This window comes from Thermococcus aegaeus, from assembly GCF_055393685.1.
The window spans coordinates 1,575,099-1,597,045 of sequence record NZ_AP042464.1; the positions used below are offsets into that span (position 1 = coordinate 1,575,099).

Here is a 21,947-nt window from a genome sequence, read left to right on the forward strand (position 1 = left end):
AAATCAAACCAAACTTATATTTTGCTGAAGTTTTCAACAAGGCTAATAAGGGAAGTCTCCCCCTTTTATTCCAGGTGTGTGTGATGGAAGGTCTAAAGGTCAAGCTAGTAAACTACACTCCAAAACCTCTTGAAACAGTAACCTGGGCAGCTCTAATAAGTTATTGGGATAAATGGGAAAGTGAAGCCTTCGAAAAGACAACAATGGCAGATGTGGAGAGGCATCTACCAAGGGTTCTCAGCTACGGGCACGAATCAATTTTGGAACACGCAACTTTCACTTTTGCAATTGAAGGATGCTCAAGAATCTGTAGTCACCAGCTTGTGAGACATAGACTAGCAAGCTATACCCAACAGTCAATGCGTTACATTAAGATAAATCCAGAAGACGTTGAAGAAACGTTTGTTATTCCTGAGAGCATTAAAGAAAGTCCAGAGTTATATGAAAAATGGAAAAAGCTTATGAGAGAGGCAATAGAGCTTTACGAAGAGACCTATGCTAAAGGGATACACCAAGAGGACGCACGCTTCATCTTGCCCCAAGCAGTAAAAACCAAACTCGTGGTCACAATGAACTTGAGAGAACTCAAACATTTTCTGGGCTTTAGAGCGTGTGAAAGGGCACAGTGGGAGATAAGAGAGGTTGCATGGAAAATGCTCAAGGAAATAGCCAAGATAGAAGAGCTAAAGCCGATAATAAAATGGGCAAAGCTCGGACCAAGGTGCATAGCCCTGGGCTACTGCCCTGAGAGAGAACTCATGCCACCAGGATGCCTGAAGATGACAAAGGAAAAGTGGAAAAGCGTTGCCGAGTAGACTTGATTTAATCTTTTAAGTCAGGGAAATTATTCTTTTAAAACTTCTTCTAAGGCCTTTTTTAATTCCTTGTATGCTTCTTCAAGGGACTCGGGGATAACTTTCGTGTCAGCTATTACTGGCATAAAGTTAGTGTCACCATTCCACCTTGGCACGATGTGGAGGTGAACGTGGTCGTCTATACCAGCTCCCGCTACTCTTCCAAGATTCACTCCCATATTAAAACCGTCTGGATTCATAGCCTTCTTAAGGGCTTTTATCATGAGTTGGGAAAGCTTCATAATATCCAAAAGCTCCTCATCGGTGAGGTCTTCCCATTGTCCAACATGCCTGTAAGGAGCGATCATTACATGCCCGGGGTTGTAGGGATAGTTGTTCATGATGACGAAGGCGTGCTTACCTCTGTAGAGAATCAATTTCTCTTCATCGCGGTTTTCTTTGGGGAAATCGCAAAATATGCATCCGTTGTGCTTGGGTGAACGAATGTACTCGATGCGCCACGGTGCCCAGATTAGCTTCACGCTCTCACCTCAATTGGGAGAAAACATTGATATTAAAAAGGTTTCTCATAAAGTTTTTAATTCTCTCTCTGTATTCACCCTAGGTGGTAGGGTATGAAAAGAAAGGGAGTTCTTATAATTCTTGATGGGCTTGGAGATAGACCCGTAAAAGAACTTGATGGGAAAACTCCCCTTGAGTACGCAAAAACTCCAAACATGGATAAGCTCGCAAAGATCGGAATTCTCGGGCAGCAAGACCCCATAGCCCCGGGTAAACCCGCTGGGAGCGACACAGCGCATCTGGCAATCTTCGGTTATGATCCATATCAAACCTACAGAGGAAGGGGCTTCTTTGAGGCCCTAGGGGTGGGATTAGACCTAGATGAGGACGACTTGGCATTTAGAGTTAACTTTGCCACAATCGAGAACGGAATAATAACTGACAGGAGAGCTGGAAGAATAAGCACAGAAGAAGCTCACGAGCTTGCAAAGGCCATTCAGGAGAACGTTAAAATACCGGTGGACTTCATATTTGTCGGAGCAACAGGTCACAGGGCGGTTCTCGTGCTTAAAGGCATGGCCAAAGGGTATAAGGTTGGTGAAAACGACCCCCACGATGCCGGAAAGCCACCACACAAATTTGAATATGCCGATGAGGATAGCAAGAAGGTCGCAGAGATTCTCGAGGAGTTCGTGCAGAAAGCCCATGAGGTTCTTGAAAAGCACCCGATAAACGAGAAGCGAAGAAAGGAAGGACAACCAGTTGCAAACTACCTCCTCATTCGCGGAGCCGGAACCTATCCAAACATCCCAATGAAGTTCACCGAAGAGTGGAAGGTTAAGGCAGCTGCCGTTGTTGCAACTGCTTTAGTCAAAGGGGTTGCAAGGGCAATAGGGTTTGACGTCTACACTCCCGAGGGGGCTACAGGTGAATACAACACCGACCCAATGGCAAAGGCAAAGAAGGTAGTTGAGCTTCTGAAGGACTATGACTTTGTATTTCTCCATTTCAAGCCAACTGATGCAGCTGGTCACGATAACAATCCGATGAAAAAGGTAGAGATGATTGAGAAAGCGGATGAAATGATAGGATACATAATAGAGAACATTGACCTTGAGAAAACAGTCATAGCCATCACAGGAGACCACTCAACACCCTGTGAAGTTAAGAACCACAGTGGGGATCCAGTGCCTCTATTAATGGCCGGTGGAGGAGTTAGGACAGATTACACAGAGAGTTTTGGCGAGAGGGAGTGTATGCGTGGAGGAATAGGGAGAATAAGAGGAAAGTACATAGTATCGATGATGATGGATTTAATGGGAAGAACTGAAAAGTTCGGAGCCTAGTTTGCTTTCCTTTTTATCATGTTTTTGGCTTGTTAAGTTCTATTGTCTCAAAGGAATCTGTAGCCAAGTCCACAATGAGCAGTTTATTGGCTAAGCATTCCCCGCAGTGGGTTATAATCTTTACAACTTCTGCTGCTTCTATAGTACCGATAATTCCTGCAAGTGACCCCAAAATTGGCGTTTTTTCTGTTTCTGTATCTTCAAATCCTAGAAATAGCTCCTCCAAACTTGGAGTTTCTTCTGGAATAATTGTGGTGACCTCTCCGTAAAACTCCTTAACTCCACCATGCACTAAAGGTATTTTTGCTTTTTGACAGTATCTATCCAGGAGATATCGGGTATGGAAGTTATCTAAGCAATCAACGACGACATCAACCCCTTTTAGCACTTTCTTTATGTTTTCTTCTGATAACTTTTTTTCGGAAACTTCCACTTTTATTGTTGGATTAAAACGTTCAAGTTTCCATTTTGCAGAGCTCACTTTGGAATTTTTCCCCACATCTTCTTCCCAGTAAAGTATTTGACGATCCAGATTGCTAAGTTCGGGGCTTTCACAATCGATTAACAGAAGAGTTCCTACACCGGCACCAGCCAAATAATAAGCTACAGGACAGCCCAATCCTCCAAGGCCCACAATAGCTACTTTGGCCTCTTTGAGCTTTTTTTGGGCTTCTGGCCCAAGAAGCCTAATCTCTCTATCTTGTCTTTCCCTTTCATGTTTGGTAAGCAAGAATAACACCTCCTAATATCCCAAATTAGAATCCATTTAATTATATAAAGATTCTTCTTGAATTATATCAACTATTTTGTAATTGATTTTCATACTATATAAAGATATGCCTTTAATTTGTTCAGGCTAAGAATTTATTATACTTTGCTATCTTTCTATTTATTAAAAGAGCTCTTTATCACTTGGTATTCCTCAAGAATTTCCTCATTGGGTTCTCTCAACCCTTTTCTTACATACCAGGCAGGATGTCGAAGATAAATTACTTTGAGTCCCAGTTTCTCTAATGCTTTATGAGCACTCCGGCCGATAGCAAACACGGCTTTGGGCCTGACTATCGCGAGCTCCCTCTCTAGAAGGGAAAGCTCCCTCTCATCAAACCCCCTTAATTTATTTTCTGGCGGGTTGCACTTTACGACGTTGGTAATATAAACGAAATCTGGATTTATACCAAGGGAAAAAAGGGTCTTCCGAAGAAGCATTCCAGAAGCATCTCGGTAGAAGCATATACCTGTTAATCCGCATCCCTGTCTTCCAGGAGCTTCCCCCACAAGGACAACTCCAGAGCCAACCCAGCCGTTTGCAAAAGGAAGGCCCTCAAAGGCTTTTATAGTGAGTTGATATTCATAATATTCCTTATGACAGAATTTCAAGGGATTATTGATGAATTCGTTATAAAGGGTCACAAGCTGTAAGGCCTTCTTTTCTTCTTCAGGAGTTTTAACTAAAAAGCGTTCGTAGGGATTGTATATTGTCCTTGAATAGGTTCCATAAGTTTTTTCATCTAAAGCGAGCAAATCTTGCCAATCTCTTAAGATAAGGGGCATGATTTTAAGATTCTTGGGGTTTATGTAAATTTCGCCGACCTTTTTTAAATCCTCAAATCTCAACAACATATAAATAGAAATATCAAGCGTGCTTATAATTTTGGTGGTTTCATTGGAGGTTAAAAAGTCCTTGGTAAAAAGGAAAAAACTGCTTAAATGTTATCTTCTCATCCTAGCTTCCCAGCGGAGGAAAATAAACAAGAATATCATAAAAATTGTGATGTAGTAACTTATTGTAAAGGGCACGATCCCTATGAGGCCCAAAGTGTACAAAATAGCCAGAATTACAACTATTGGGAGCAACAACCGGTAAAGCCTCTTTCTTTCCATCTTCTCCCCTTGTAGAAATAATCCCTTAGGCTTTTAAAGATTCTGGGAAATTAAAAAGAAAGAGAAATTAACCAGTACTAGCTTCGCAAACCAGAGGTTGGGCTTCAAAGCCAAATTTCTCTGGATGCAAGAATTTTGCAATCTCCTCTAATCCTTCAACTATCCTTGGGCTCTGTCTTGATATTATATCGTCACTGCTAAGGGTATATACCTGACCGTTTTTCACAGCATTGGTAGTTGCAAGCGGGCCATCACATAAATCACTTGCAGCTATCCCTGCACTCGGAGGGAGAATGATTACATCTGGATTTCTGGCAATTACTTCTTCAACACTCACCTGAGCCCACCCTTGAAGGTCTGCGAAAAGGTTTTCTCCTCCTGCAAGATCTATCAGCTCCCCAATAAATGTCCCATTGCCGGCTGTCATCAATGGGTCAGCCCAGACAATGTAGAAAACTTTGGGTCTTTCCTCTCCCCTCACTTTTTCTTGAATTGCGGCTATCCTATCCTGCATCTCAGCTATAACATTCTGGGCCTGTTCTTCTTTGTTGACCACTTTTCCAAGGAGCTCTAGAGCGGTATAAATTTCCTCTATGCTTTGAGGTTCAACTATTAAAACAGGGGCGATCTTCTCCAGCTGATCTAGGTATTTAAGGTGATAATTGAGCCCTATTATTAAATCAGGGTTTAAGGAGGCAATTACTTCGATGTCGGGATCCATGTCTCCAACCACTGTTCGGCCTTTTTGAACATTTTCTGGGTAGTTATCCCATGTCGTGATTCCAACGACTTTGTCCAATGCCCCAATGAAATAGAGGCTTTCTGTAATGCTAGGAGCGAGGGATACAATACGCATGGGTTCAGCTTCTATTTTCACCTCTCTATTTGCAAAGTCTGTGACTTCTAGGGGGTACTTTTCAACAGGAGAACTCGTTGTTTGTGTCTCTTTCGGAGTACTTTGTGTTGATGCAGTGGGATTTTGGCCCACACATCCAGCAATAAACACTCCGAATACAAGTAATAGTGCTATAAGGGCATTTCTCTTCATGCTTTTCACCTTGGATAATTTGTCCAACAACACTAAGAACACTAGGGTATATAAATTTATTGGATAATTTGTCCAATTTTCTATACTCTCAGATCGGAATAGAAACCCCTCGAGAACGCCAGAGTAGAGACAAGAAATGTTTACCAGACCTTGCAGAGAAAAATGTATGGTGAAAAATACCAAAAAATCAGAGTGTTGAAAGGACTTTAGTTGTTACATCGTTTCCTTCCTTGTCGTAGATTCTGTAGTAGCACTTGCATGGGAACTTCATGCTTGCTCTCTTCATTGCTGCAATTGCAAACTTCAGGTGCTGCCTGTTAACCCTAACTGTGAGGATCTTTTGATCTTTCTTAAGTCTTGCAGCCAGTCCTATTGGCTTTCCAAAGGGCCTTCTCATACCATTTCCGTAACGGTCAGCTTTTCTTCCGGTAGCCATTGGGTTTTCTCTAAGCACTTGGAATGGGTAAACTCTAATTTTGTAGTGGAAGTTGCTTCTACCAACATTCTTAGTAAGGAATCTGTTGAGCTGGGTTCTAGCAGCTTCGAGGGCGTTTTGTCTGATCTGGACTGGTTCGGCTGTGTGAAGGCTGACTTCAAACTCAAAGTCTCCAGCGGGGTTCCCCATATCGAATATGGTAATCCTCGGTCCAGGAGCACCTCTAATGTATTCCCTCCTCGTATAAGCGGGCTTATCAACGTACCTGTCAATCTTGGCTGGTCTCAAAGCCATACCTCTCACCTCCCAAATGAGCGTAATCTAAAGGTAAGCACTTTGCTTAACTTATAAAAGTTTTGGATTTTCGACTTGAAAGCTTTTTGGTGGTTGGTATATAAAGGTTTTTATAATCAATGAGGTATCATTCAATTGGGTGGTGCTATGCAGTTTGAAGAAGCATATAAAGAAGTTTATGAGATAGTAAAGCCAAAATACAAGCTCTTTACAGCTGGTCCCGTCGCCTGTTTCCCGGAAGTTCTTGAGATAATGAAGGTTCAGATGTTCAGCCACAGGGCAAAGGAGTATAAGCAGATGCACGTCGATACCGTTGAAAGGCTCAAGAAGTTCCTTGAAGTTGAAAAAGGAGAAGTACTTTTATTCCCAAGCTCCGGTACTGGAGTGATGGAGGCAAGCATAAGGAACGGTGTTTCCAAAGGCGGAAAAGTTCTTGTGACAATAATCGGGGCTTTTGGAAAAAGATACAAACAAGTTGTAGAGACCAATGGAAGAAAAGCGGTGACCCTTGAATATGAGCCCGGAAAAGCAGTAAAGCCAGAAGACCTTGATGAAGCGTTAAAGAAGAATCCCGATGTCGAAGCTGTGACAATAACATACAATGAAACCTCAACTGGTGTTCTAAATCCACTTCCTGAATTGGCCAAAGTGGCAAAAGAGCACGATAAGCTCGTTTTCGTGGATGCTGTGAGTGCAATGGGTGGAGCAGATATCAAGTTCACCAAATGGGGAATCGATGTAGTCTTTGGAAGCTCCCAAAAGGCCTTTGGAGTTCCTCCAGGGTTAGCCATTGGAGCTTTCAGCGAGGAATTCATTGAAATAGCTCATAAAATGGAAGAAAGGGGTTGGTATTTTGACATTCCAAGGTACATTAAAGTCCAAAACGAGAAGCAGGGGCCACCTTCAACCCCGGCAATGCCCCAAGAGTTTGGCCTAAACGTTGTGCTTAGAATAATTGAAAAGATGGGCGGGAAAGAGAAGTGGCTTGATATGTACAGGAAGAGGAGCGAGATGATAAGAAACGGAGTGAGAGAAATTGGGCTTGATATCCTAGCTGAACCCGGCTACGAGAGCCCAACCATAACTGCCGTGCTCACTCCGCCAGGGATAAAAGGTGACCAGGTTTATGAAGCCATGAGGCAGAGGGGCTTCGAGCTTGCCAAAGGATACGGTGAAGGGATAAAGGAGAAGACCTTCAGAATCGGCAACATGGGATACATTACCTTCGAAGACATCCAAGAGATGCTCCAAAATTTGAAAGAAGTAATAGAAGAGCTGAAAGCAAAAGCTTAGGCGATCTTCTCAAGCTCCACTTTTCCTTCTTTTTCTACAACCCTGTAAATTGCGTTCACCCTTCTAAGGCCGCTCTTTATATCCCTGTAAAGCTCAATAACCAGCTCAAACCTTGCAAGGGTTTTGTCGTCTATTCTAAGCCAATGTTTTATTTCCTCAATTAAGTCCCTTGAGATAACAAGCGAGGAAATTATAAATGGATAATCATCGATTATTTTATCCAGTAGGTATGGGATGTCAATTGTATGAAGAGTGTCTATAACAACGTAGTCGGGATTGAGCTTCTTAATCTCCTCTATAACCTCCTTAGTCCTGTGTTTGGTGCTTTTCTCATTAAACTCGGTGTCTATCACATGGATGTTCTTCTTGAAAGGCTTAAACTCTCCATAGGCAGTAACAACGGCTATTTTCCATTCTTCTGGAATGAGATGAATCATCGCCTCGATCAGCTTTGTTTTACCGGCCCTACTTGTCCCAACGACGAGAATGTCTTCTTTCTTTAATATGGACTCTTTAATCACTTCCAGCTGGTGTTTGGTTATGGTTTCGTATCTCAAAAGATCCTCCGGTGTGAAGATATAGACGCCCATTTCTTTGTCACCAAAAGACATTTGGGTTTTGATGTTATTAACTATATGGTTGCAAACCCTTATTAGGGGGATAAAATGAGGCGTAAAAGGTCTCCCTACAGGGGAGGCAAAGAGTCTCTTCGCTGCTCTAATTTGAAGTCTAAAAAGTTTTAAGTTTTTACAACGAACGTAATTATGGTGAACAAGTTATGAAAAAACGTATGGTGCTCTTCCTTCTTGTTATTCTCATTTTTTCTCTCGTGGTGTTCGACATCCCTGGAAAATTAAAAGGGAGACAATGGTATAAAGAGACAGAACCACGTACAACTCCAATTTCTAAGGGAAATCTCTCGCTTTCTGTAGTTGTTTCTCCAAAAGTCCTAACTTCAAGCAAAAACTTCAACATAACTGTTACTCTGAAAAACACCGGGAGCAATGAAGTTAGAGTTATCCCACCAATACGATGGGTAAGCTTACGTATAGAGATTTATTTTGAAAATGGGACTCAAATTAAGTACACTGGGCCAAGACCCTCTATTTTGTCCCCAACAGACGAGAACCTTAAAGTTCTTCATCCTGGAGATGAAATCCTTCGTAACTATCGGTTCTCTTGGGGTGTAAATCCCAAGCAAGACGGGGTAAGAGACTGGTATTTTCCATGGGAGGGCAGATATAAAGTTGTAGTTGTATACGATCCAAATTTGGAATACTCAAAGATAACACTTCCCTACTGGAAAGAAAAAATGCTGAAGGGAGAGGACTGGTTTGAAATCAAAAAGTAGATTTGGGGTCCTGGGAGGTACATCCCGTTAGGTTTCGTGGATTTTGTGTAGATATACTCCAATAGACGCTATTCTTTTGGAAATTTGCCTTTGATACCTAAGAACTCACTGTCCAATTTTAGTTAATTTTTTAAACCCTAATTTTTATCCCACCATGAACTCATGAGGCTCTCTCAAAAGAATGCGGGTTTCCCGCGTGAGAGAGCTGAGGTTTAGAGAAAGCTTTAAAAACCCACTTTGATGAATAGACTTAGGCATAACTTTGGAGGTGTGTTAAGATGGCAAAGGAGAAGCCACACGTTAATATAGTGTTTATCGGACACGTAGACCACGGAAAGAGTACAACAATCGGAAGATTGCTCTTCGACACAGCCAACATTCCAGAGCAGATCATCAAGAAGTTCGAGGAAATGGGTGAAAAGGGTAAGTCATTCAAGTTCGCTTGGGTTATGGACAGACTCAAGGAAGAGAGAGAAAGAGGTATTACAATCGACGTTGCCCATACCAAGTTCGAGACCCCACACAGATACATCACCATTATCGACGCTCCAGGTCACAGAGACTTCGTTAAGAACATGATTACCGGTGCAAGCCAAGCTGACGCTGCAGTTCTCGTCGTTGCAGCCACAGATGGTGTCATGCCACAGACAAAGGAGCACGCATTCCTTGCAAGAACACTCGGTATCAACCACATAATCGTTGCAGTCAACAAAATGGACATGGTCAACTACGACGAAAAGAGGTTCAAAGAGGTTGCAACACAGGTCACAAAGCTCTTGCAAATGCTCGGTTACAAGAACTTCCCAGTTATCCCAATCAGCGCTTGGGAAGGTGACAACGTAGTTAAGAAGAGCGACAAGATGCCCTGGTACAACGGCCCAACACTCATAGAGGCCCTTGACCAGATTCCAGAGCCAGAGAAGCCAGTTGACAAGCCACTTAGAATCCCAATCCAAGACGTTTACTCAATTAAGGGTGTCGGTACAGTTCCAGTTGGTAGAGTTGAAACCGGAAGACTTAGGGTTGGAGATGTAGTCATCTTCGAGCCAGCATCAACAATCTTCCACAAGCCCATACAAGGTGAAGTCAAGAGCATTGAAATGCACCACGAGCCACTTGAAGAGGCTCTTCCAGGTGACAACATTGGTTTCAACGTCAGAGGTGTCGGTAAGAACGACATAAAGAGAGGTGACGTCGCTGGTCACACAACCAACCCACCAACAGTTGTCAGACCAAAGGACACATTCAAGGCCCAAATTATCGTTCTCAACCACCCAACAGCAATCACAATCGGTTACACACCAGTTCTCCACGCTCACACAACCCAGGTCGCAGTTAGATTCGAGCAACTCTTGGCCAAGCTTGACCCAAGAACCGGTAACATCGTTGAGGAGAACCCGCAATTCATCAAGACCGGTGACTCAGCTATCGTAATTCTCAGGCCAACCAAGCCAATGGTCATCGAACCAGTTAAGGAGATACCACAACTCGGTAGATTCGCTATCAGAGACATGGGTCAAACAGTCGCCGCTGGTATGGTCATATCCATCCAGAAGGGCGAGTGAAGCCCTTCTCTAGCCTTTTCCTTTAAAATTATTACTTTTCCCATTAGAACTTAGAGAGGTGGCAAAAATGCAAAAAGCAAGAATTAAACTTGCGAGCACAAACATAAGTGCTCTTAATGAGGTTACAGATCAAATCAAGCAGATTGCAGAGAGGACAGGAGTCAGAATGAGCGGCCCCATTCCACTTCCAACTAAAAGGATAAGGATAACCACAAGAAAGAGTCCAGATGGGGAAGGAAGTGCAACTTTTGATAGGTTCGAACTTAGGGTTCACAAAAGGCTCATAGACATTGAAGCTGATGAGAGAGCTATGAGGCAGATCATGAGGATTCGTGTTCCTGAAGACGTGACAATCGAGATTGAGCTCATCTCATGATTCTCATTATTTTTAGCGCCGGGGTAGCCTAGCCTGGGAAGGCGCGGGCCTGGAGAGTCCGTGGGCGTTAAGCCCGCCAGGGTTCAAATCCCTGCCCCGGCGCCAACACCCTTATAAACCTCTTCTTCTCATCTCCGTTGGTGAATAGAGATATGGAGAACTATCTCACGCTTATCCCCAAGAGAAATGAGGGAATCGAACTAAAGAAGATTGAAGGGAAGTACTATCTTTTAATTCCCATGACATCCAAACTGGATTTTCTCGCAAGAAAGCTCCATGGTGACTACAGGAGAATAGAACTTGATGAGATAGGGGTTTTTGTATGGGAACTTTGCGACGGCACAAGGACAATAGAACAAATAGGGAAGAAAGTGAGAGAAAAATTTGGAGAAAAGGCTGAACCACTATACGAAAGACTTGTCACTTTTATCCTTGAGCTGTACAAGAGAAATCTCATCCTCTTGGGTGGATGGGATGAACAAAGAGACTGAAGGAACTCTTTTGGCTCTTCTCGGCATGTTTCTTTATGGTATAGAGCCTGTGGTAATCAAAGCAAATCCCGCCAACCCACTAAGCTTTGCGGCATTTTCTGCTCTAATAGCCTCTTTAATCCTCTGGCCAATCGTTTTACTCACATCCAGCTGGAGAGAAGTGAAAGAAAATCCGCAGTATGTCCCAAGAGCCTTTTTGGTAGGAGTGTTCGGAACTGCTTTAGCCTATATAGCCTACTCCTATGGTGCTCGGCTAAGCACTGCAATAAATGCTTCTCTTATAACAAGAGCGGAGGTGCTTTTCTCGTTTGTTCTTGCATACATTTTCCTAAGGGAGAAAATAACTAAACACCAAGTCTTCTGGTCATTTTTAATTCTTACTGGCTTGTTTTTGGTGATAACACAAGGAAAGACGCTAATACCAAGAAAAGGAGATTTACTTCTCCTGTTAGTCCCCCTTTTCTGGCAGAGCGGACATGTAATAGCAAAAAAACTCCCATACAACCCCTTCCTTATAGCAGCTTTTAGGAACACCTTTGGAGGGCTGTTGCTCTTTCTACTTGCTCTCTCTTCTGACCTTGAGTTTTCAAAGCTTGCCATAGCAGAGGGGATAATACTCTCATTTGGTCAGGTGATATGGTACCTAGCAATAAAAAGAATAAACCTCTCAAAGGCAACGGCAATAATAACGCCCGCTCCTGCAGTGGCAATAGGGGCCGCAATCCTCCTCGGGGAAGCGTTTACACTGTATCATCTGTCAGGGTTTATACTCATAACCATTGGAACCTTTATGGTCAGCAGGATTAAAAGCGAGCTAAAGACGGCTTAATAACTCCTCGGCATTTTTTGGAATCCTGAGCCTCACGTAAGAATCATCCAAAGATCTGAATACGGAACCTCTAACGGTTAATACCTTCTTTTTAAGAAAATAGTGGTAGGTATCTCCCTCTCCCCACAAGAGCAGTATCGGGGTCTGCATATGGGTTTCAGCTATTTGGAATTGTCTCTCAAGGGCTCTGATAATTTTCTTTTTTATGATCTCTATCTTTTCCCTGCTCTCCTTTAGAAATTTTTGATCTCTAAGTGCTTCGACTGCCAGAATCTCCCCAATTTTACTTATCGGAAACGGTAAATCAACCCTTCTATAAAGCTCCCCAAGCTTTCGGTTTTTTATAACAGCATATCCTACCCGCATAGATGCCAGTCCAAAGCCTTTTGAAAAAGAGCGCAGGACAATGAGATTATCATACTCAAGGTTTATTGCTGATTCTTCTTTTTCAACAAAATCTCCATAGGCTTCATCCACCAAGACAAGAACACCCTTTCTCTCTGCATCCTCAACAATTTCCTCGACTTCTTTGAGCCCCAACACCTGTCCCGTGGGATTGTGGGGATTGTCAAGGTAAAGAAGAGAATAATCTGAATTGAGGGCATTCACGACTTCACTGACATCGATTTTAAACTTGTTTTCCTTTTTTAGAGAAACCGACTCATAGGAACCTCCCATGGCAAGTACGTCGCTTATATACCTTGTATACTGCGGAGAAATTCCAAGCACCTTAGAGCCATGGTTTATGACAAATTTGTTCACCTTTTCAAAGCATCCGATAGTCCCATAACCAAAGAAAATACTCTCTTCATCGATATTCCAGTACTCCGCAAGGGCATTTCTAAGGTGGGTATACCTCACATCTGGATAAGCAGAGAGATCTATCTCTAAGTTTTTCAACCTTTCCTTTACCCTTTCGGAGGTTCCAAATGGATTTGTGCCGAGGGAGCAGTCAAGAAAGCTTTCTCCACGTCCAATCTTATCCGCATATCCCCCAGGCACTTCAAGGGCAAAGAGTTCTCTGCGGACTTTAAACTCCTTCATCAAATGTTTCCCCCAATAGGCGTTCTATGACTTTTCTCCTCTTTTTCTCAAAGTCATCCTTATCAAGGAACTCCCAATAGTGTTCACCGCTTGGGAACTTACCCTCTTTCACTTCCTCTCTATAATTTTCAAGTGCCAGCTGAATTATACTCCTCAAATCTGCGTATTTCTTTACAAATGGAGGCACGTGCTCATAAATACCGAGAAGATCGTGCCATACCAGAACCTGGCCATCTACATAAGGGCCAGAGCCGATTCCTATTGTTGGTATTTTGACTTCTTCAGTTACCAGCTTAGCTACATCCGCCAGAACGAACTCCAAAACAACTGCAAAAGCACCCGCTTTTTCTAGTGCCTTTGCATCCCTAAGTATTTCCTCAATTTCCTCTTCGCTCTCTCCCGTTATATGGTAACCTCCCAAACGAAGGTACCTTTGAGGAGTTAAGCCGGTATGTCCCATAACAGGTATGCCAGCCCTAACGAGCTTCTTCACGAGTTTTCTGTGATCGTAACCGCCTTCAATCTTCACCGCATCTGCTCCTGCCTGAATTAACCGAGCGGCATTTTTCATCCCTTCCTCCAAACTAACTTCATAGCTCATAAAGGGCATATCAGCGAGAACCAATCCTCTTTTAACGGCCTTTGCAACTGCCCTAGTGTGATACACCATTTGTTCCATGGTTACATTTAAGGTGTTCTGATCCCCATAGACCACCATTCCCAATGAATCCCCAACAAAAATAATGTCAATTTTGGCTTTATCCGCTAGAAGCGCTGATGGGTAGTCGTATGCAGTTACCATCGTAATCTTTTCCTTCCCCTTCATTTCCATAATCTTCTTTGGTGTTATCTCTCTCATGGCAATCTCCCTAAAGCCTAATAAACTTGGGGAAATATTAACCTATCGGGTGAGAAAATGAAAAGGTGGGAGCACTATGAGCACACTGCCGACATTGGGATAAGGGGGTATGGAGAGACTCTGGAAGAGGCCTTTGAAGCCGTCGCAATTGCTCTTTTTGATGTGATGGTTAATGTCGAGAAAGTTGAGAAAAAAGAAGTAAGAGAAATCGAAGTTGAGGGGGAAGATTTATACTCCTTGCTTTACAACTTCCTTGAAGAACTCCTCATTCTCCATGACACGGAGGGACTGGTGTTTAGGGATTTTGAGGTCAAGATAGAAAAAACCGAAGGGGGATACAAACTCAAAGCAAAAGCCTATGGAGAAAAGCTAAGCGAAAAGCATGAGCCAAAAGAAGAAGTCAAAGCTATAACCTACCACGATATGGAGATAAAACAGCTCCCCAGTGGAGAATGGATGGCACAGCTTGTCCCGGATATATGAGGTGGTTGCATGGAAGAAGTTGCCAAGATAAACAGAGCATTCTATGAGAGGTATCAAAAGCTTGATGATGGGGAGGAATTCTGGAAGCTTATGATGGCACCCTTGAGGCAGAGTATAAGAATTAACACCCTCAAAGCTCCCCTAGAGTACGTTAAGACAAGGTTGGAAGAGAGATACAAGCTTGAGCCTATCCCTTGGGTGAAGGAGGGCTTCTTTATTAACACCAGAGAATTCGGAGACATGATAGAGTACGCCCTTGGACTGGTCTTTCCCCAAGAGGCCTCCTCAATGATACCACCCGTCGTTCTAGATCCCAAGCCTGGAGAGCTTATCCTTGACATGGCGGCTGCTCCGGGAGCCAAAACGACACAAATAGCACAGTATATGAAGAACGAAGGATGCATAATAGCTAATGATCTGAAAAAATGGCGTGCTAATGTTTTAATAGCAAATCTAAACCGATTTGGAGTGCTTAACGCAAGGGTTACTGTCAAAGACGGCACGTACTTTTCGCGATTTGAAAATACCTTTGATAGAATACTCCTCGATGCACCTTGCTCAAGTGTAGGGATGATAAGAAAAAGCTTCAAATTCTTAACGGATTGGAGCATGAAGAAGGTTATAAGATACTCCAACATTCAAAAAAAGCTGATAATCTCCGCTTACAAAGCTCTAAAGCCCGGTGGAGTTTTGGTGTATTCAACATGCACTATAGACCCTCTCGAAAACGAAGAAGTCGTTGATTACCTACTCTCTAAAACCGACGCCAGACTTGAGAAGATCAACTTGCCTCTAAAGTCAACGCCCCCTATTTTGGAGTTTGAAGGGAAGAAGTATTCTGAGGAGGTGAAAAAATGTCTCCGCATTCATCCACAGGACAACAACACGGAAGCGTTCTTCATAGCGAAGATAAGGAAACCATGAGCAAAAAAGTTAAGGAAATACTAATGAAGCAGTATGGGTACGCTCCAGATCTGATTTTTGAAGTAAAAAGGAGCAGAAGGGTTTATGCCTATAAGCCCTGCGGGTTTAATCCAAAGACTCACACAGACAGGGGGATTTATTTTGGAAAAATTGAAAGCGATGGAATAAGACTAACTATAGAGGGGAGCTTTTTAGTTGGTCCAAAAGCCACGAAAAACGTCGTTGAAGTTAGTGAAGAAGATGCCAAGCTTTGGCTGAGTGGAGAAGACTTGAAAGCCCCAACTGAAATGAGAGGATGGGTAATACTAAAATGGGGCTTGTACTACCTCGGTTGTGGAAAAGCAAAAGACGGTATAATTAAAAACTACGTGCCAAAAGAAAGAAGAATAAACCTCAAATAACGCAATCTTTTAAAATTTTGAGAGCTATTTAAGTTGGGGGTGAGAAGAGTGCAGATCCCATTAAAGAGAATAGATAAGATTAGGTGGGAGATACCGAAGTTCGATAAAAGGATGAGAGTGCCGGGGAGAGTTTATGCAGACGATGCACTAATCCAAAAAATGAGACAAGATAGAACCCTCGAACAGGCCGCAAATGTGGCCATGCTTCCAGGGATTTATAAATATTCAATAGTAATGCCCGATGGCCATCAAGGTTATGGCTTCCCAATAGGTGGAGTGGCGGCTTTTGACGTGAAAGAAGGCGTTATAAGCCCCGGAGGCGTGGGATACGATGTGAACTGTCTTCACGAGAAGACAGAGGTCATAAGTGATTTGGGATTCAGGATTCGAGTGAAGGATCTTCCAAAAGTTTTCAAAAGAATACCATTAAAAGTTTACGACACAAAAGAGGGCCATAACGACTACTCAAGGATCATGCTGGTTGCCGAAAGGGATAGTGATGAGGAAATATATGAAATAAAGCTTGCAAGTGGAAGAGTTCTTAAGGCCTCCGGAGACCACCCAATACTTACGGAGAACGGGTACGTAAGGGCAGAAGACTTAAAGCCAGGTGATTTGGTTGTGGTATATCCTTTCGAGGGAGTAGAGTATGAAGAACCTGAATCAAGGACATTATTAACTCCAGAAGATTTCAAAAATGAAGACAGACAACTAGTAAAGTACTTGAAAGAGAGAGGACTGCTCCCATTGAGGATGGACGATCCAAGAATTGGAATTTTGGCAAGGATACTGGGGTACTTTATAGGAGACGGATCCTTTAACATTTATCGTGAGAAGAACGGAAGGGAAAGAATAATCACCGTCTTTTATGGAGATGAGGGAGGGCTGAAGGCTCTTAGGAAGGACCTTGAGTTCTACTTTAACATCAGGGCCTCCAGAGTCTACAAGAGAACCAGAAAGGAGAACGTCAAGACTGCTTGGGGAGAGTTTGAGACTAAGGGAACAGAGTACTCAATAAAAGTTACATCCAAAGCCTTTTCAAAGCTTCTCATTAAGCTGGGTGCCCCAGTTGGCAAGAAAACTGAGGTTGACTTTGACGTTCCAGAGTGGATCAAAAAAGCGCCCAAGTGGGTTAAGCGGAACTTCCTGGCAGGGCTTTTTGGTGCAGACGGTAGCAAGCCAAGATTGCTGTCGGTCGATCACAAGTACACGCCAAACTCAATATCCTTAACTGCAGTTAAGACCAAAAAATGTGAAGAAAGTCTCATAAGGTTCCTTAATTCCATTAAAGAGCTACTGGAAGAGTTCGAGGTAACTTCTCACGTAAGAAAGGTTAAAGAGTACAACAACCGGGTAATGTACAGGCTTGTGATATACTCTAATACGAAGGAGATGTACAACTTCCTCTCTAAGATCGGCTACGAATACACAGCTCAGAAATCTTACGCATTAATTTTCTCAGAGTACCTGAGAAGAAAAATTGTGATAGGAGGGAGCATCTCAGAGAACAACTTGGTTCAGAGAAACAGAAAAATGAGAGAACTTTTACCAGAATTCGAAAGTTTTATCAAAACCCATGGACTTAAAGGTGGTTTCGTCCTTGATCCTGTAATTGAAGTCAAGAGGGTAAAAAGTGATTCACAAAAACTTTATGATGTCGGCGTCTACCACGAGGCCCACAACTTCATAGCCAACGGCGTCGTCGTTCACAACTGCGGCGTCCGCTTAATCAGAACGAATCTAACGGAGAAAGAGGTTAGACCAAAAATCAAACAGCTCGTCGATACTCTATTTAAGAACGTGCCAAGCGGACTTGGAAGCAAAGGAAGGATTAGGCTTCACTGGACACAGTTGGATGATGTTCTTGCAGATGGCGCAAAGTGGGCCGTGGACAATGGCTATGGATGGAAGGAAGATTTAGAACATTTAGAAGAGAACGGCAGAATGGAAGGGGCGGATCCAAACGCAGTAAGCCAAAAAGCAAAACAAAGAGGAGCCCCACAATTGGGATCTCTCGGATCAGGGAACCACTTCTTGGAGGTACAAGTTGTAGATAAAGTCTTTGATGAGGAAATAGCAAAAGTTTACGGCTTATTTGAAGGGCAGGTAGTAGTAATGGTGCACACAGGATCAAGAGGTCTTGGGCACCAAGTGGCGAGCGATTACCTTAGAATAATGGAGAAAGCGAATAGAAAATACAACGTGCCATGGCCAGACAGAGAACTCGTGAGCGTTCCATTCCAAACAGAAGAAGGTCAAAGATACTTCAGCGCAATGAAGGCTGCAGCAAACTTCGCATGGGCCAACAGGCAGATGATTACCCACTGGGTGAGGGAGAGCTTTGAAGAAGTATTCAGGCAAAAGGCGGAAGATTTAGGAATGAGCATAGTTTACGATGTTGCCCACAATATAGCAAAAGTTGAAGAGCATGAAGTCGATGGAAGGAAAGTCAAAGTTGTAGTTCACAGAAAAGGTGCCACAAGAGCATTCCCAGCTGGACACGAAGCCGTGCCAAGAGCCTACCGCAACGTGGGACAACCCGTCCTAATTCCCGGCTCAATGGGTACGGCAAGCTACGTGCTTGCTGGAGCTGAGGGGTCAATGAAGGAAACGTTTGGTAGCACATGCCACGGTGCGGGTAGGGTTTTGAGCAGACATGCAGCTACAAGACAATTTAGAGGAGATAAGCTTAGGAACGAGCTTATGCAGAGAGGAATATACATCAGGGCAGCGAGCATGAGGGTCGTGGCGGAGGAAGCTCCAGGAGCCTACAAGAACGTCGATAACGTTGTTAACGTCGTGCATGAAGCTGGAATAGCAAATCTAGTGGCAAGGATGAGACCTATCGGGGTTGCCAAGGGATAGCTTGGTCTTTTCTATTTTTTATCTGAGATCACTTGTCATAAACCTAACGTAAGCAAAGGCAAACGGGAGGAGCAGGAACATCAGAAGCATTGAGAGATTGTTGAGTACTAGAATTAAGGAATCTCCAAGGGGAGCATAGTAGTTGGCTATTTTATCCCCAGCAAAAACTGCCACAACTAAGGCCGCATAGTGATGGGCAGGATTTATGAAGTGCAATCTCTGCTTCCAGAGTTCGAAGTTCCCCTCCCACATTCCAAAAGCAGGCGTTCCATAAGGTGGCATTTCTCCAGCAAAGTGTTGGGCTATTAATGGAACTACCAGTCCATATATCATCGTTAGAAAGACTGCCAAGCTTAGTGATATAAGCATAGACGTCTCAGGCTTTTTTAAGAGTGTCGAGAAAAGGAGGGAGAGGCTCAAAAAGACCGATGAATAGAGAAGTGTCAAAAGAAACACAACAAATCCCCTCACGATCGAGCCTCCATCAAGTGAAGTTCCATTGATAAGGAGAAAAGCGATCATAAATGCATATCCCACAGTGATTGTGATTGCCAAAACAAATGCACTGCCGAGGAATTTTCCGTTTATGATCTCATCCCTGTAAACAGGACTGCCAAGGAGTATTTTTATAGTTCCGCTTTCAACCTCTTTATTTATAGCATCTGCCCCAAGAGAAGCTCCTAGAATAGCCCCTATTACTGTGAAGAGCGTGAAGTTGAGGGTAAGCACGGTCGAGAGCGGTGTAGCAAAGACATCCCCTCTCACTCCAAATGGATCCATTGATAGACTTTCAACAAAGGGAGAAGTCAGCTCACTTAGGTTGTCCTTCAAAGAGTAAGAGAGTAGAAGAAGGAGAAAAACATAAACGCCAAGGAGTATTGCAAACCTTTTACTTTTTATTGAGACATATACTTCCTTCATTGCAATGTTCAGCACCTTCATCTCCTGCCCACCCTCCTCATCATCCATACTACAACCCCGAATGTTAGCACTAGTATTAATATCCCGATGTACGCGGTATTAGAGCTCCGCGTTACCCTAACCGTAATCTGGGTGCTAGCTTGGGCTTGATCTCCCTTTCCAGTAATCGTTATTTGGTATGTCCCAGCTGGGGTTGTTTCAGGGACTTTTATCGTAACTGTCAGGCGAGTTTGCCCTGTTCCTGTCCTCTTTACTCCAACAATGCCATCTTCGAAATATGACGCCTTAAGCTCTGGAATTACCTGAGGGGTAACCTTAACGTCCCATCCTTGAGGAGCACTTACTTCAAATTCTATGTTCGTTATTGGAGCGGTTCCAGTGTTTTCAAGGGAAAGATAAATAATTCCTTCTTTGCCGGTTTTAATGTTCACCATCGGTGTCTCTGGATACATCTCGAATCTGTATTCCCCTATAAGCTTCACAACAAGAGCTATCCTTTTCTCTAGTCCAGAGGAGCTTTTAACAGCAATCGTTAGATTATATTCTCCTGGCCGGGCATTGAAAGGTGGGATTATTCTCAAAGCAACTTCCTTGGATTCTCCGGAGGGGACCTTTATGTTTCTGATGGGACTTTCTGTATAGTAAAATTCAGCTGACCATCCCTCCGGAACATCAAAAGTCGAAAGCGAGTACGAATCTTCTTCCTTTCCCAAGTTCTTTATTGTCATTTCGTATCTTCCTATGGATCCAACCGTAACTGCAACTGTGTCTCCGCTTCCCTCAAGCTCGAAGTAGTGGGGGAGCTTCATCAGGGTTATCTCCAAGGTTTTTTCCTCTCCATCTTCAAGTGTAACTTCTTTTTCAACCGTTTCATACCCCTCTTTCTCCATGAAAATCCTATAATCACCTGGTTTAAGCTCTATCTTAGCTTTTCCATAGCTGTCTGTTAAGACAGTTTTATTTCCAGTACTAATTTTTACCCCTTGGATAAAGCTACCATCTTCATCCTTAACACTTACAAGCAGCTTTGCTGGTTCTCCTTTGTGCGTCTTGTAGACAAAAACGCTTACATTCTTTTCTATTCCATTTATCAAAAACCTTATCCTATGTTCACCAACCTCGGCATTTCTTGGGACTTCCACAAAAAGGGTCATCTCTTGCCCTTCTTCCAAAAGAAAAGACCTAACTCTCTGATTACCCATGACAAAATAGGCGTTCCAGTTTGCAGGCTTCTCTTTTACTTCCAGCATTACAACTTTCTTATCCCCCTTATTTTTTAGGGTTATTGGAAATGTAACGCTTTGGCCTGCTTCGCTTTCTAAGCTGAGCAGGGGGATGATAACATCAATGCCCTCATTTTTAGCCACATCAAGAGTGATTTCTCCCATCTCCTTACCAGCTGCAAAGCGAATTTCCTTTGTCCCGCTTGCATTTTCAGGAATTTTTATAAAAAGGGTTAGAACAGCAGAGCTCTTCGAGTTTAAAGCTATTTCACCAACCTCATATTTCCCACTTCCATCGAGAACTTTCACGTCCCAGTTAGGAGGCTTTGAGAGAACTTTTAACCTCAACCTTAAGTCCTCATTGCCTCTGTTCCTAACTTCCACCGGAATTTGAACTTCATCGCCTGCTTCCACCCTTAATTCTCTAAACGGGTAATATATTTCATAATCTTTTCTCTCCTCTCTTTCAACCTCAACATTGGTGTAGTAAACCTCCAAAACATTGCCAGTGTACTTCAGGAGAAGTTTGTCATAAACTCTGACAGACTTTGCCTTTACTTCTATTTCATCTCCGTTTATGCTCAGCAACACGCTTTTATCATTTGATTCGATTACCTTTAGAAAATAATCTCCTACTTCAAATGAGGCAGCTTTTTCAGGGGCTACCCCTCTGATTAGGGAGGGCTTATACTGCAATAAAACAAAGACGTCTTCATTTTCAGCATTGTAGCTTCCAAGGACAATTCTTATGTTACCAACGTCAGTGAGGTTTCCCTGTCCAACTATCTTTTTTATTTCTCCATTCTCGTAGATTATTGCATACGGCCTCATTTCGTTCTTTTCCAAGGTCACGTCTACTTTATAATTCCCCACAATTATGGTTTCCCCTATCTTTATCCTACCTTCAAACACCGTTACCCAAGGCTGGGCATTTATAAGGGGAAAACCTGAGAGCAAGAAGAGAAAAACAATAGTAAAAGCTTTCTTTTTCATTGGGC

The 21,947-nt window shown here is 43.1% G+C and carries 23 protein-coding genes and 1 tRNA gene; 13 read left to right on the plus strand and 11 right to left on the minus strand.

Going from position 1 to position 21,947, the window contains the following annotated elements; translation table 11 throughout:
• The first annotated feature begins 83 nt into the window (after positions 1-83).
• Positions 84-815 (plus strand): FAD-dependent thymidylate synthase, encoded by a 732-nt coding sequence (thyX, locus tag ACZ5NL_RS08530; RefSeq protein WP_464841870.1) that lies wholly within the window; start codon positions 84-86, stop codon positions 813-815.
• 29 nt (positions 816-844) lie between these two features.
• Here thyX and ACZ5NL_RS08535 read toward each other — a convergent pair whose 3' ends face one another.
• The gene (locus ACZ5NL_RS08535; protein WP_464841871.1) at positions 845-1,336 is read right to left on the minus strand and encodes an HIT family protein; all 492 of its coding nucleotides are present in this window, start codon (positions 1,334-1,336) and stop codon (positions 845-847) included.
• Positions 1,337-1,429: 93 nt separating this feature from the next.
• On the opposite strand from ACZ5NL_RS08535, the gene ACZ5NL_RS08540 reads away from it, so the two are divergent.
• The gene (locus ACZ5NL_RS08540) at positions 1,430-2,662 is read left to right on the plus strand and encodes a 2,3-bisphosphoglycerate-independent phosphoglycerate mutase (RefSeq protein WP_464841872.1); all 1,233 of its coding nucleotides are present in this window, start codon (positions 1,430-1,432) and stop codon (positions 2,660-2,662) included.
• A 16-nt stretch (positions 2,663-2,678) separates the two neighbouring features.
• On the opposite strand, the gene ACZ5NL_RS08545 is transcribed toward ACZ5NL_RS08540, so the two are convergent.
• From ACZ5NL_RS08545 to ACZ5NL_RS08565, 5 genes are all read right to left on the minus strand, one after another.
• Positions 2,679-3,392, minus strand: coding sequence for a ThiF family adenylyltransferase (locus ACZ5NL_RS08545; RefSeq protein ID WP_464841873.1), 714 nt, complete (start codon positions 3,390-3,392; stop codon positions 2,679-2,681).
• A 155-nt stretch (positions 3,393-3,547) separates the two neighbouring features.
• A complete protein-coding gene (locus ACZ5NL_RS08550) occupies positions 3,548-4,285 on the minus strand; it encodes a uracil-DNA glycosylase family protein (RefSeq protein ID WP_464841874.1) in 738 nt (245 codons plus the stop codon).
• A gap of 90 nt (positions 4,286-4,375) precedes the next feature.
• On the minus strand, positions 4,376-4,546 hold the full coding sequence (locus ACZ5NL_RS08555) for a hypothetical protein (protein ID WP_464841875.1): 171 nt from the start codon (positions 4,544-4,546) through the stop codon (positions 4,376-4,378).
• A gap of 67 nt (positions 4,547-4,613) precedes the next feature.
• On the minus strand, positions 4,614-5,594 hold the full coding sequence (locus ACZ5NL_RS08560) for an ABC transporter substrate-binding protein (RefSeq protein WP_464841876.1): 981 nt from the start codon (positions 5,592-5,594) through the stop codon (positions 4,614-4,616).
• Positions 5,595-5,781: 187 nt separating this feature from the next.
• Positions 5,782-6,324: a 50S ribosomal protein L16 gene (locus ACZ5NL_RS08565; RefSeq protein ID WP_004067179.1), complete on the minus strand. Its 543-nt coding sequence runs from the start codon at positions 6,322-6,324 to the stop codon at positions 5,782-5,784.
• A gap of 147 nt (positions 6,325-6,471) precedes the next feature.
• On the opposite strand from ACZ5NL_RS08565, the gene ACZ5NL_RS08570 reads away from it, so the two are divergent.
• Positions 6,472-7,617 carry an alanine--glyoxylate aminotransferase family protein gene (locus ACZ5NL_RS08570; RefSeq protein ID WP_464841877.1) on the plus strand — a complete coding sequence of 382 codons (1,146 nt, stop codon included), beginning with the start codon at positions 6,472-6,474 and terminating at the stop codon, positions 7,615-7,617.
• On the opposite strand, the gene ACZ5NL_RS08575 is transcribed toward ACZ5NL_RS08570, so the two are convergent.
• On the minus strand, positions 7,614-8,207 hold the full coding sequence (locus ACZ5NL_RS08575; RefSeq protein WP_464841879.1) for an ATPase: 594 nt from the start codon (positions 8,205-8,207) through the stop codon (positions 7,614-7,616). The genes ACZ5NL_RS08570 and ACZ5NL_RS08575 overlap by 4 nt on opposite strands.
• Before the next feature lie 188 nt (positions 8,208-8,395).
• Between ACZ5NL_RS08575 and ACZ5NL_RS08580 the strand changes: the two genes are divergently transcribed.
• The 6 genes from ACZ5NL_RS08580 to ACZ5NL_RS08605 all read left to right on the plus strand — a co-directional run bounded on the left by ACZ5NL_RS08580 (position 8,396) and on the right by ACZ5NL_RS08605 (position 12,229).
• Positions 8,396-8,968 (plus strand): hypothetical protein, encoded by a 573-nt coding sequence (locus tag ACZ5NL_RS08580; protein WP_464841880.1) that lies wholly within the window; start codon positions 8,396-8,398, stop codon positions 8,966-8,968.
• Positions 8,969-9,246: 278 nt separating this feature from the next.
• Positions 9,247-10,533, plus strand: a complete 1,287-nt coding sequence (gene tuf / locus ACZ5NL_RS08585) for a translation elongation factor EF-1 subunit alpha (RefSeq protein ID WP_464841881.1) — start codon at positions 9,247-9,249, stop codon at positions 10,531-10,533.
• Between the two features lie 67 nt (positions 10,534-10,600).
• Positions 10,601-10,909 (plus strand): 30S ribosomal protein S10, encoded by a 309-nt coding sequence (rpsJ, locus tag ACZ5NL_RS08590; protein ID WP_004068568.1) that lies wholly within the window; start codon positions 10,601-10,603, stop codon positions 10,907-10,909.
• 17 nt (positions 10,910-10,926) lie between these two features.
• Positions 10,927-11,014 (plus strand) — tRNA-Ser (locus tag ACZ5NL_RS08595).
• A 47-nt stretch (positions 11,015-11,061) separates the two neighbouring features.
• Positions 11,062-11,400 (plus strand): PqqD family protein, encoded by a 339-nt coding sequence (locus ACZ5NL_RS08600; RefSeq protein WP_464843432.1) that lies wholly within the window; start codon positions 11,062-11,064, stop codon positions 11,398-11,400.
• Positions 11,384-12,229: a DMT family transporter gene (locus ACZ5NL_RS08605; RefSeq protein WP_464841883.1), complete on the plus strand. Its 846-nt coding sequence runs from the start codon at positions 11,384-11,386 to the stop codon at positions 12,227-12,229. The genes ACZ5NL_RS08600 and ACZ5NL_RS08605 overlap by 17 nt, the downstream gene beginning before the upstream one ends.
• On the opposite strand, the gene ACZ5NL_RS08610 is transcribed toward ACZ5NL_RS08605, so the two are convergent.
• Together ACZ5NL_RS08610 and panB are read right to left on the minus strand one after the other, a co-directional pair.
• Positions 12,215-13,273, minus strand: a complete 1,059-nt coding sequence (locus ACZ5NL_RS08610; RefSeq protein WP_464841884.1) for a pyridoxal phosphate-dependent aminotransferase — start codon at positions 13,271-13,273, stop codon at positions 12,215-12,217. The genes ACZ5NL_RS08605 and ACZ5NL_RS08610 overlap by 15 nt on opposite strands.
• Positions 13,260-14,132 carry a 3-methyl-2-oxobutanoate hydroxymethyltransferase gene (gene panB, locus ACZ5NL_RS08615; RefSeq protein WP_464841886.1) on the minus strand — a complete coding sequence of 291 codons (873 nt, stop codon included), beginning with the start codon at positions 14,130-14,132 and terminating at the stop codon, positions 13,260-13,262. Before panB ends, ACZ5NL_RS08610 begins: the two co-directional genes overlap by 14 nt.
• Positions 14,133-14,189: 57 nt before the next feature.
• On the opposite strand from panB, the gene ACZ5NL_RS08620 reads away from it, so the two are divergent.
• Genes ACZ5NL_RS08620 through ACZ5NL_RS08635 form a run of 4 tightly spaced genes read left to right on the plus strand, consistent with a single transcriptional unit; the run spans position 14,190 to position 18,805 of the window.
• A complete protein-coding gene (locus ACZ5NL_RS08620; RefSeq protein WP_464841887.1) occupies positions 14,190-14,615 on the plus strand; it encodes an archease in 426 nt (141 codons plus the stop codon).
• A 9-nt stretch (positions 14,616-14,624) separates the two neighbouring features.
• The gene (locus ACZ5NL_RS08625; protein ID WP_464841888.1) at positions 14,625-15,539 is read left to right on the plus strand and encodes a tRNA (cytosine(49)-C(5))-methyltransferase; all 915 of its coding nucleotides are present in this window, start codon (positions 14,625-14,627) and stop codon (positions 15,537-15,539) included.
• Positions 15,536-15,940, plus strand: a complete 405-nt coding sequence (locus tag ACZ5NL_RS08630; RefSeq protein WP_464841890.1) for a methyltransferase RsmF C-terminal domain-like protein — start codon at positions 15,536-15,538, stop codon at positions 15,938-15,940. Before ACZ5NL_RS08625 ends, ACZ5NL_RS08630 begins: the two co-directional genes overlap by 4 nt.
• A gap of 48 nt (positions 15,941-15,988) precedes the next feature.
• Entirely contained in the window at positions 15,989-18,805 is a 2,817-nt protein-coding gene (locus tag ACZ5NL_RS08635) for an RtcB family protein (RefSeq protein WP_464841891.1), read from the plus strand.
• An 18-nt stretch (positions 18,806-18,823) separates the two neighbouring features.
• Here the strand turns inward: ACZ5NL_RS08635 and ACZ5NL_RS08640 are convergent, their stop codons facing one another.
• Positions 18,824-19,774 (minus strand): ABC transporter permease, encoded by a 951-nt coding sequence (locus ACZ5NL_RS08640; RefSeq protein WP_464841892.1) that lies wholly within the window; start codon positions 19,772-19,774, stop codon positions 18,824-18,826.
• Positions 19,744-21,942, minus strand: coding sequence for an NEW3 domain-containing protein (locus ACZ5NL_RS08645; protein ID WP_464841893.1), 2,199 nt, complete (start codon positions 21,940-21,942; stop codon positions 19,744-19,746). Before ACZ5NL_RS08645 ends, ACZ5NL_RS08640 begins: the two co-directional genes overlap by 31 nt.
• Positions 21,943-21,947: the final 5 nt, after the last annotated feature.

Bases quoted from the DNA above. Each gene is read 5' to 3' on its own strand.
- ACZ5NL_RS08640 (WP_464841892.1), bottom strand. From the start codon at position 19,774: ATGGATGATGAGGAGGGTGGGCAGGAGATGAAGGTGCTGAACATTGCA.
- ACZ5NL_RS08570 (WP_464841877.1), top strand. From the start codon at position 6,472: ATGCAGTTTGAAGAAGCATATAAAGAAGTTTATGAGATAGTAAAGCCA.
- ACZ5NL_RS08645 (WP_464841893.1), bottom strand. From the start codon at position 21,942: ATGAAAAAGAAAGCTTTTACTATTGTTTTTCTCTTCTTGCTCTCAGGT.
- ACZ5NL_RS08600 (WP_464843432.1), top strand. From the start codon at position 11,062: ATGGAGAACTATCTCACGCTTATCCCCAAGAGAAATGAGGGAATCGAA.
- ACZ5NL_RS08610 (WP_464841884.1), bottom strand. From the start codon at position 13,273: ATGAAGGAGTTTAAAGTCCGCAGAGAACTCTTTGCCCTTGAAGTGCCT.
- ACZ5NL_RS08625 (WP_464841888.1), top strand. From the start codon at position 14,625: ATGGAAGAAGTTGCCAAGATAAACAGAGCATTCTATGAGAGGTATCAA.
- ACZ5NL_RS08565 (WP_004067179.1), bottom strand. From the start codon at position 6,324: ATGGCTTTGAGACCAGCCAAGATTGACAGGTACGTTGATAAGCCCGCT.
- ACZ5NL_RS08540 (WP_464841872.1), top strand. From the start codon at position 1,430: ATGAAAAGAAAGGGAGTTCTTATAATTCTTGATGGGCTTGGAGATAGA.
- ACZ5NL_RS08555 (WP_464841875.1), bottom strand. From the start codon at position 4,546: ATGGAAAGAAAGAGGCTTTACCGGTTGTTGCTCCCAATAGTTGTAATT.
- ACZ5NL_RS08630 (WP_464841890.1), top strand. From the start codon at position 15,536: ATGAGCAAAAAAGTTAAGGAAATACTAATGAAGCAGTATGGGTACGCT.
- rpsJ (WP_004068568.1), top strand. From the start codon at position 10,601: ATGCAAAAAGCAAGAATTAAACTTGCGAGCACAAACATAAGTGCTCTT.
- ACZ5NL_RS08620 (WP_464841887.1), top strand. From the start codon at position 14,190: ATGAAAAGGTGGGAGCACTATGAGCACACTGCCGACATTGGGATAAGG.
- ACZ5NL_RS08550 (WP_464841874.1), bottom strand. From the start codon at position 4,285: ATGTTGTTGAGATTTGAGGATTTAAAAAAGGTCGGCGAAATTTACATA.
- thyX (WP_464841870.1), top strand. From the start codon at position 84: ATGGAAGGTCTAAAGGTCAAGCTAGTAAACTACACTCCAAAACCTCTT.
- ACZ5NL_RS08575 (WP_464841879.1), bottom strand. From the start codon at position 8,207: ATGGGCGTCTATATCTTCACACCGGAGGATCTTTTGAGATACGAAACC.
- ACZ5NL_RS08580 (WP_464841880.1), top strand. From the start codon at position 8,396: ATGAAAAAACGTATGGTGCTCTTCCTTCTTGTTATTCTCATTTTTTCT.
- ACZ5NL_RS08605 (WP_464841883.1), top strand. From the start codon at position 11,384: ATGAACAAAGAGACTGAAGGAACTCTTTTGGCTCTTCTCGGCATGTTT.
- tuf (WP_464841881.1), top strand. From the start codon at position 9,247: ATGGCAAAGGAGAAGCCACACGTTAATATAGTGTTTATCGGACACGTA.
- ACZ5NL_RS08560 (WP_464841876.1), bottom strand. From the start codon at position 5,594: ATGAAGAGAAATGCCCTTATAGCACTATTACTTGTATTCGGAGTGTTT.
- panB (WP_464841886.1), bottom strand. From the start codon at position 14,132: ATGAGAGAGATAACACCAAAGAAGATTATGGAAATGAAGGGGAAGGAA.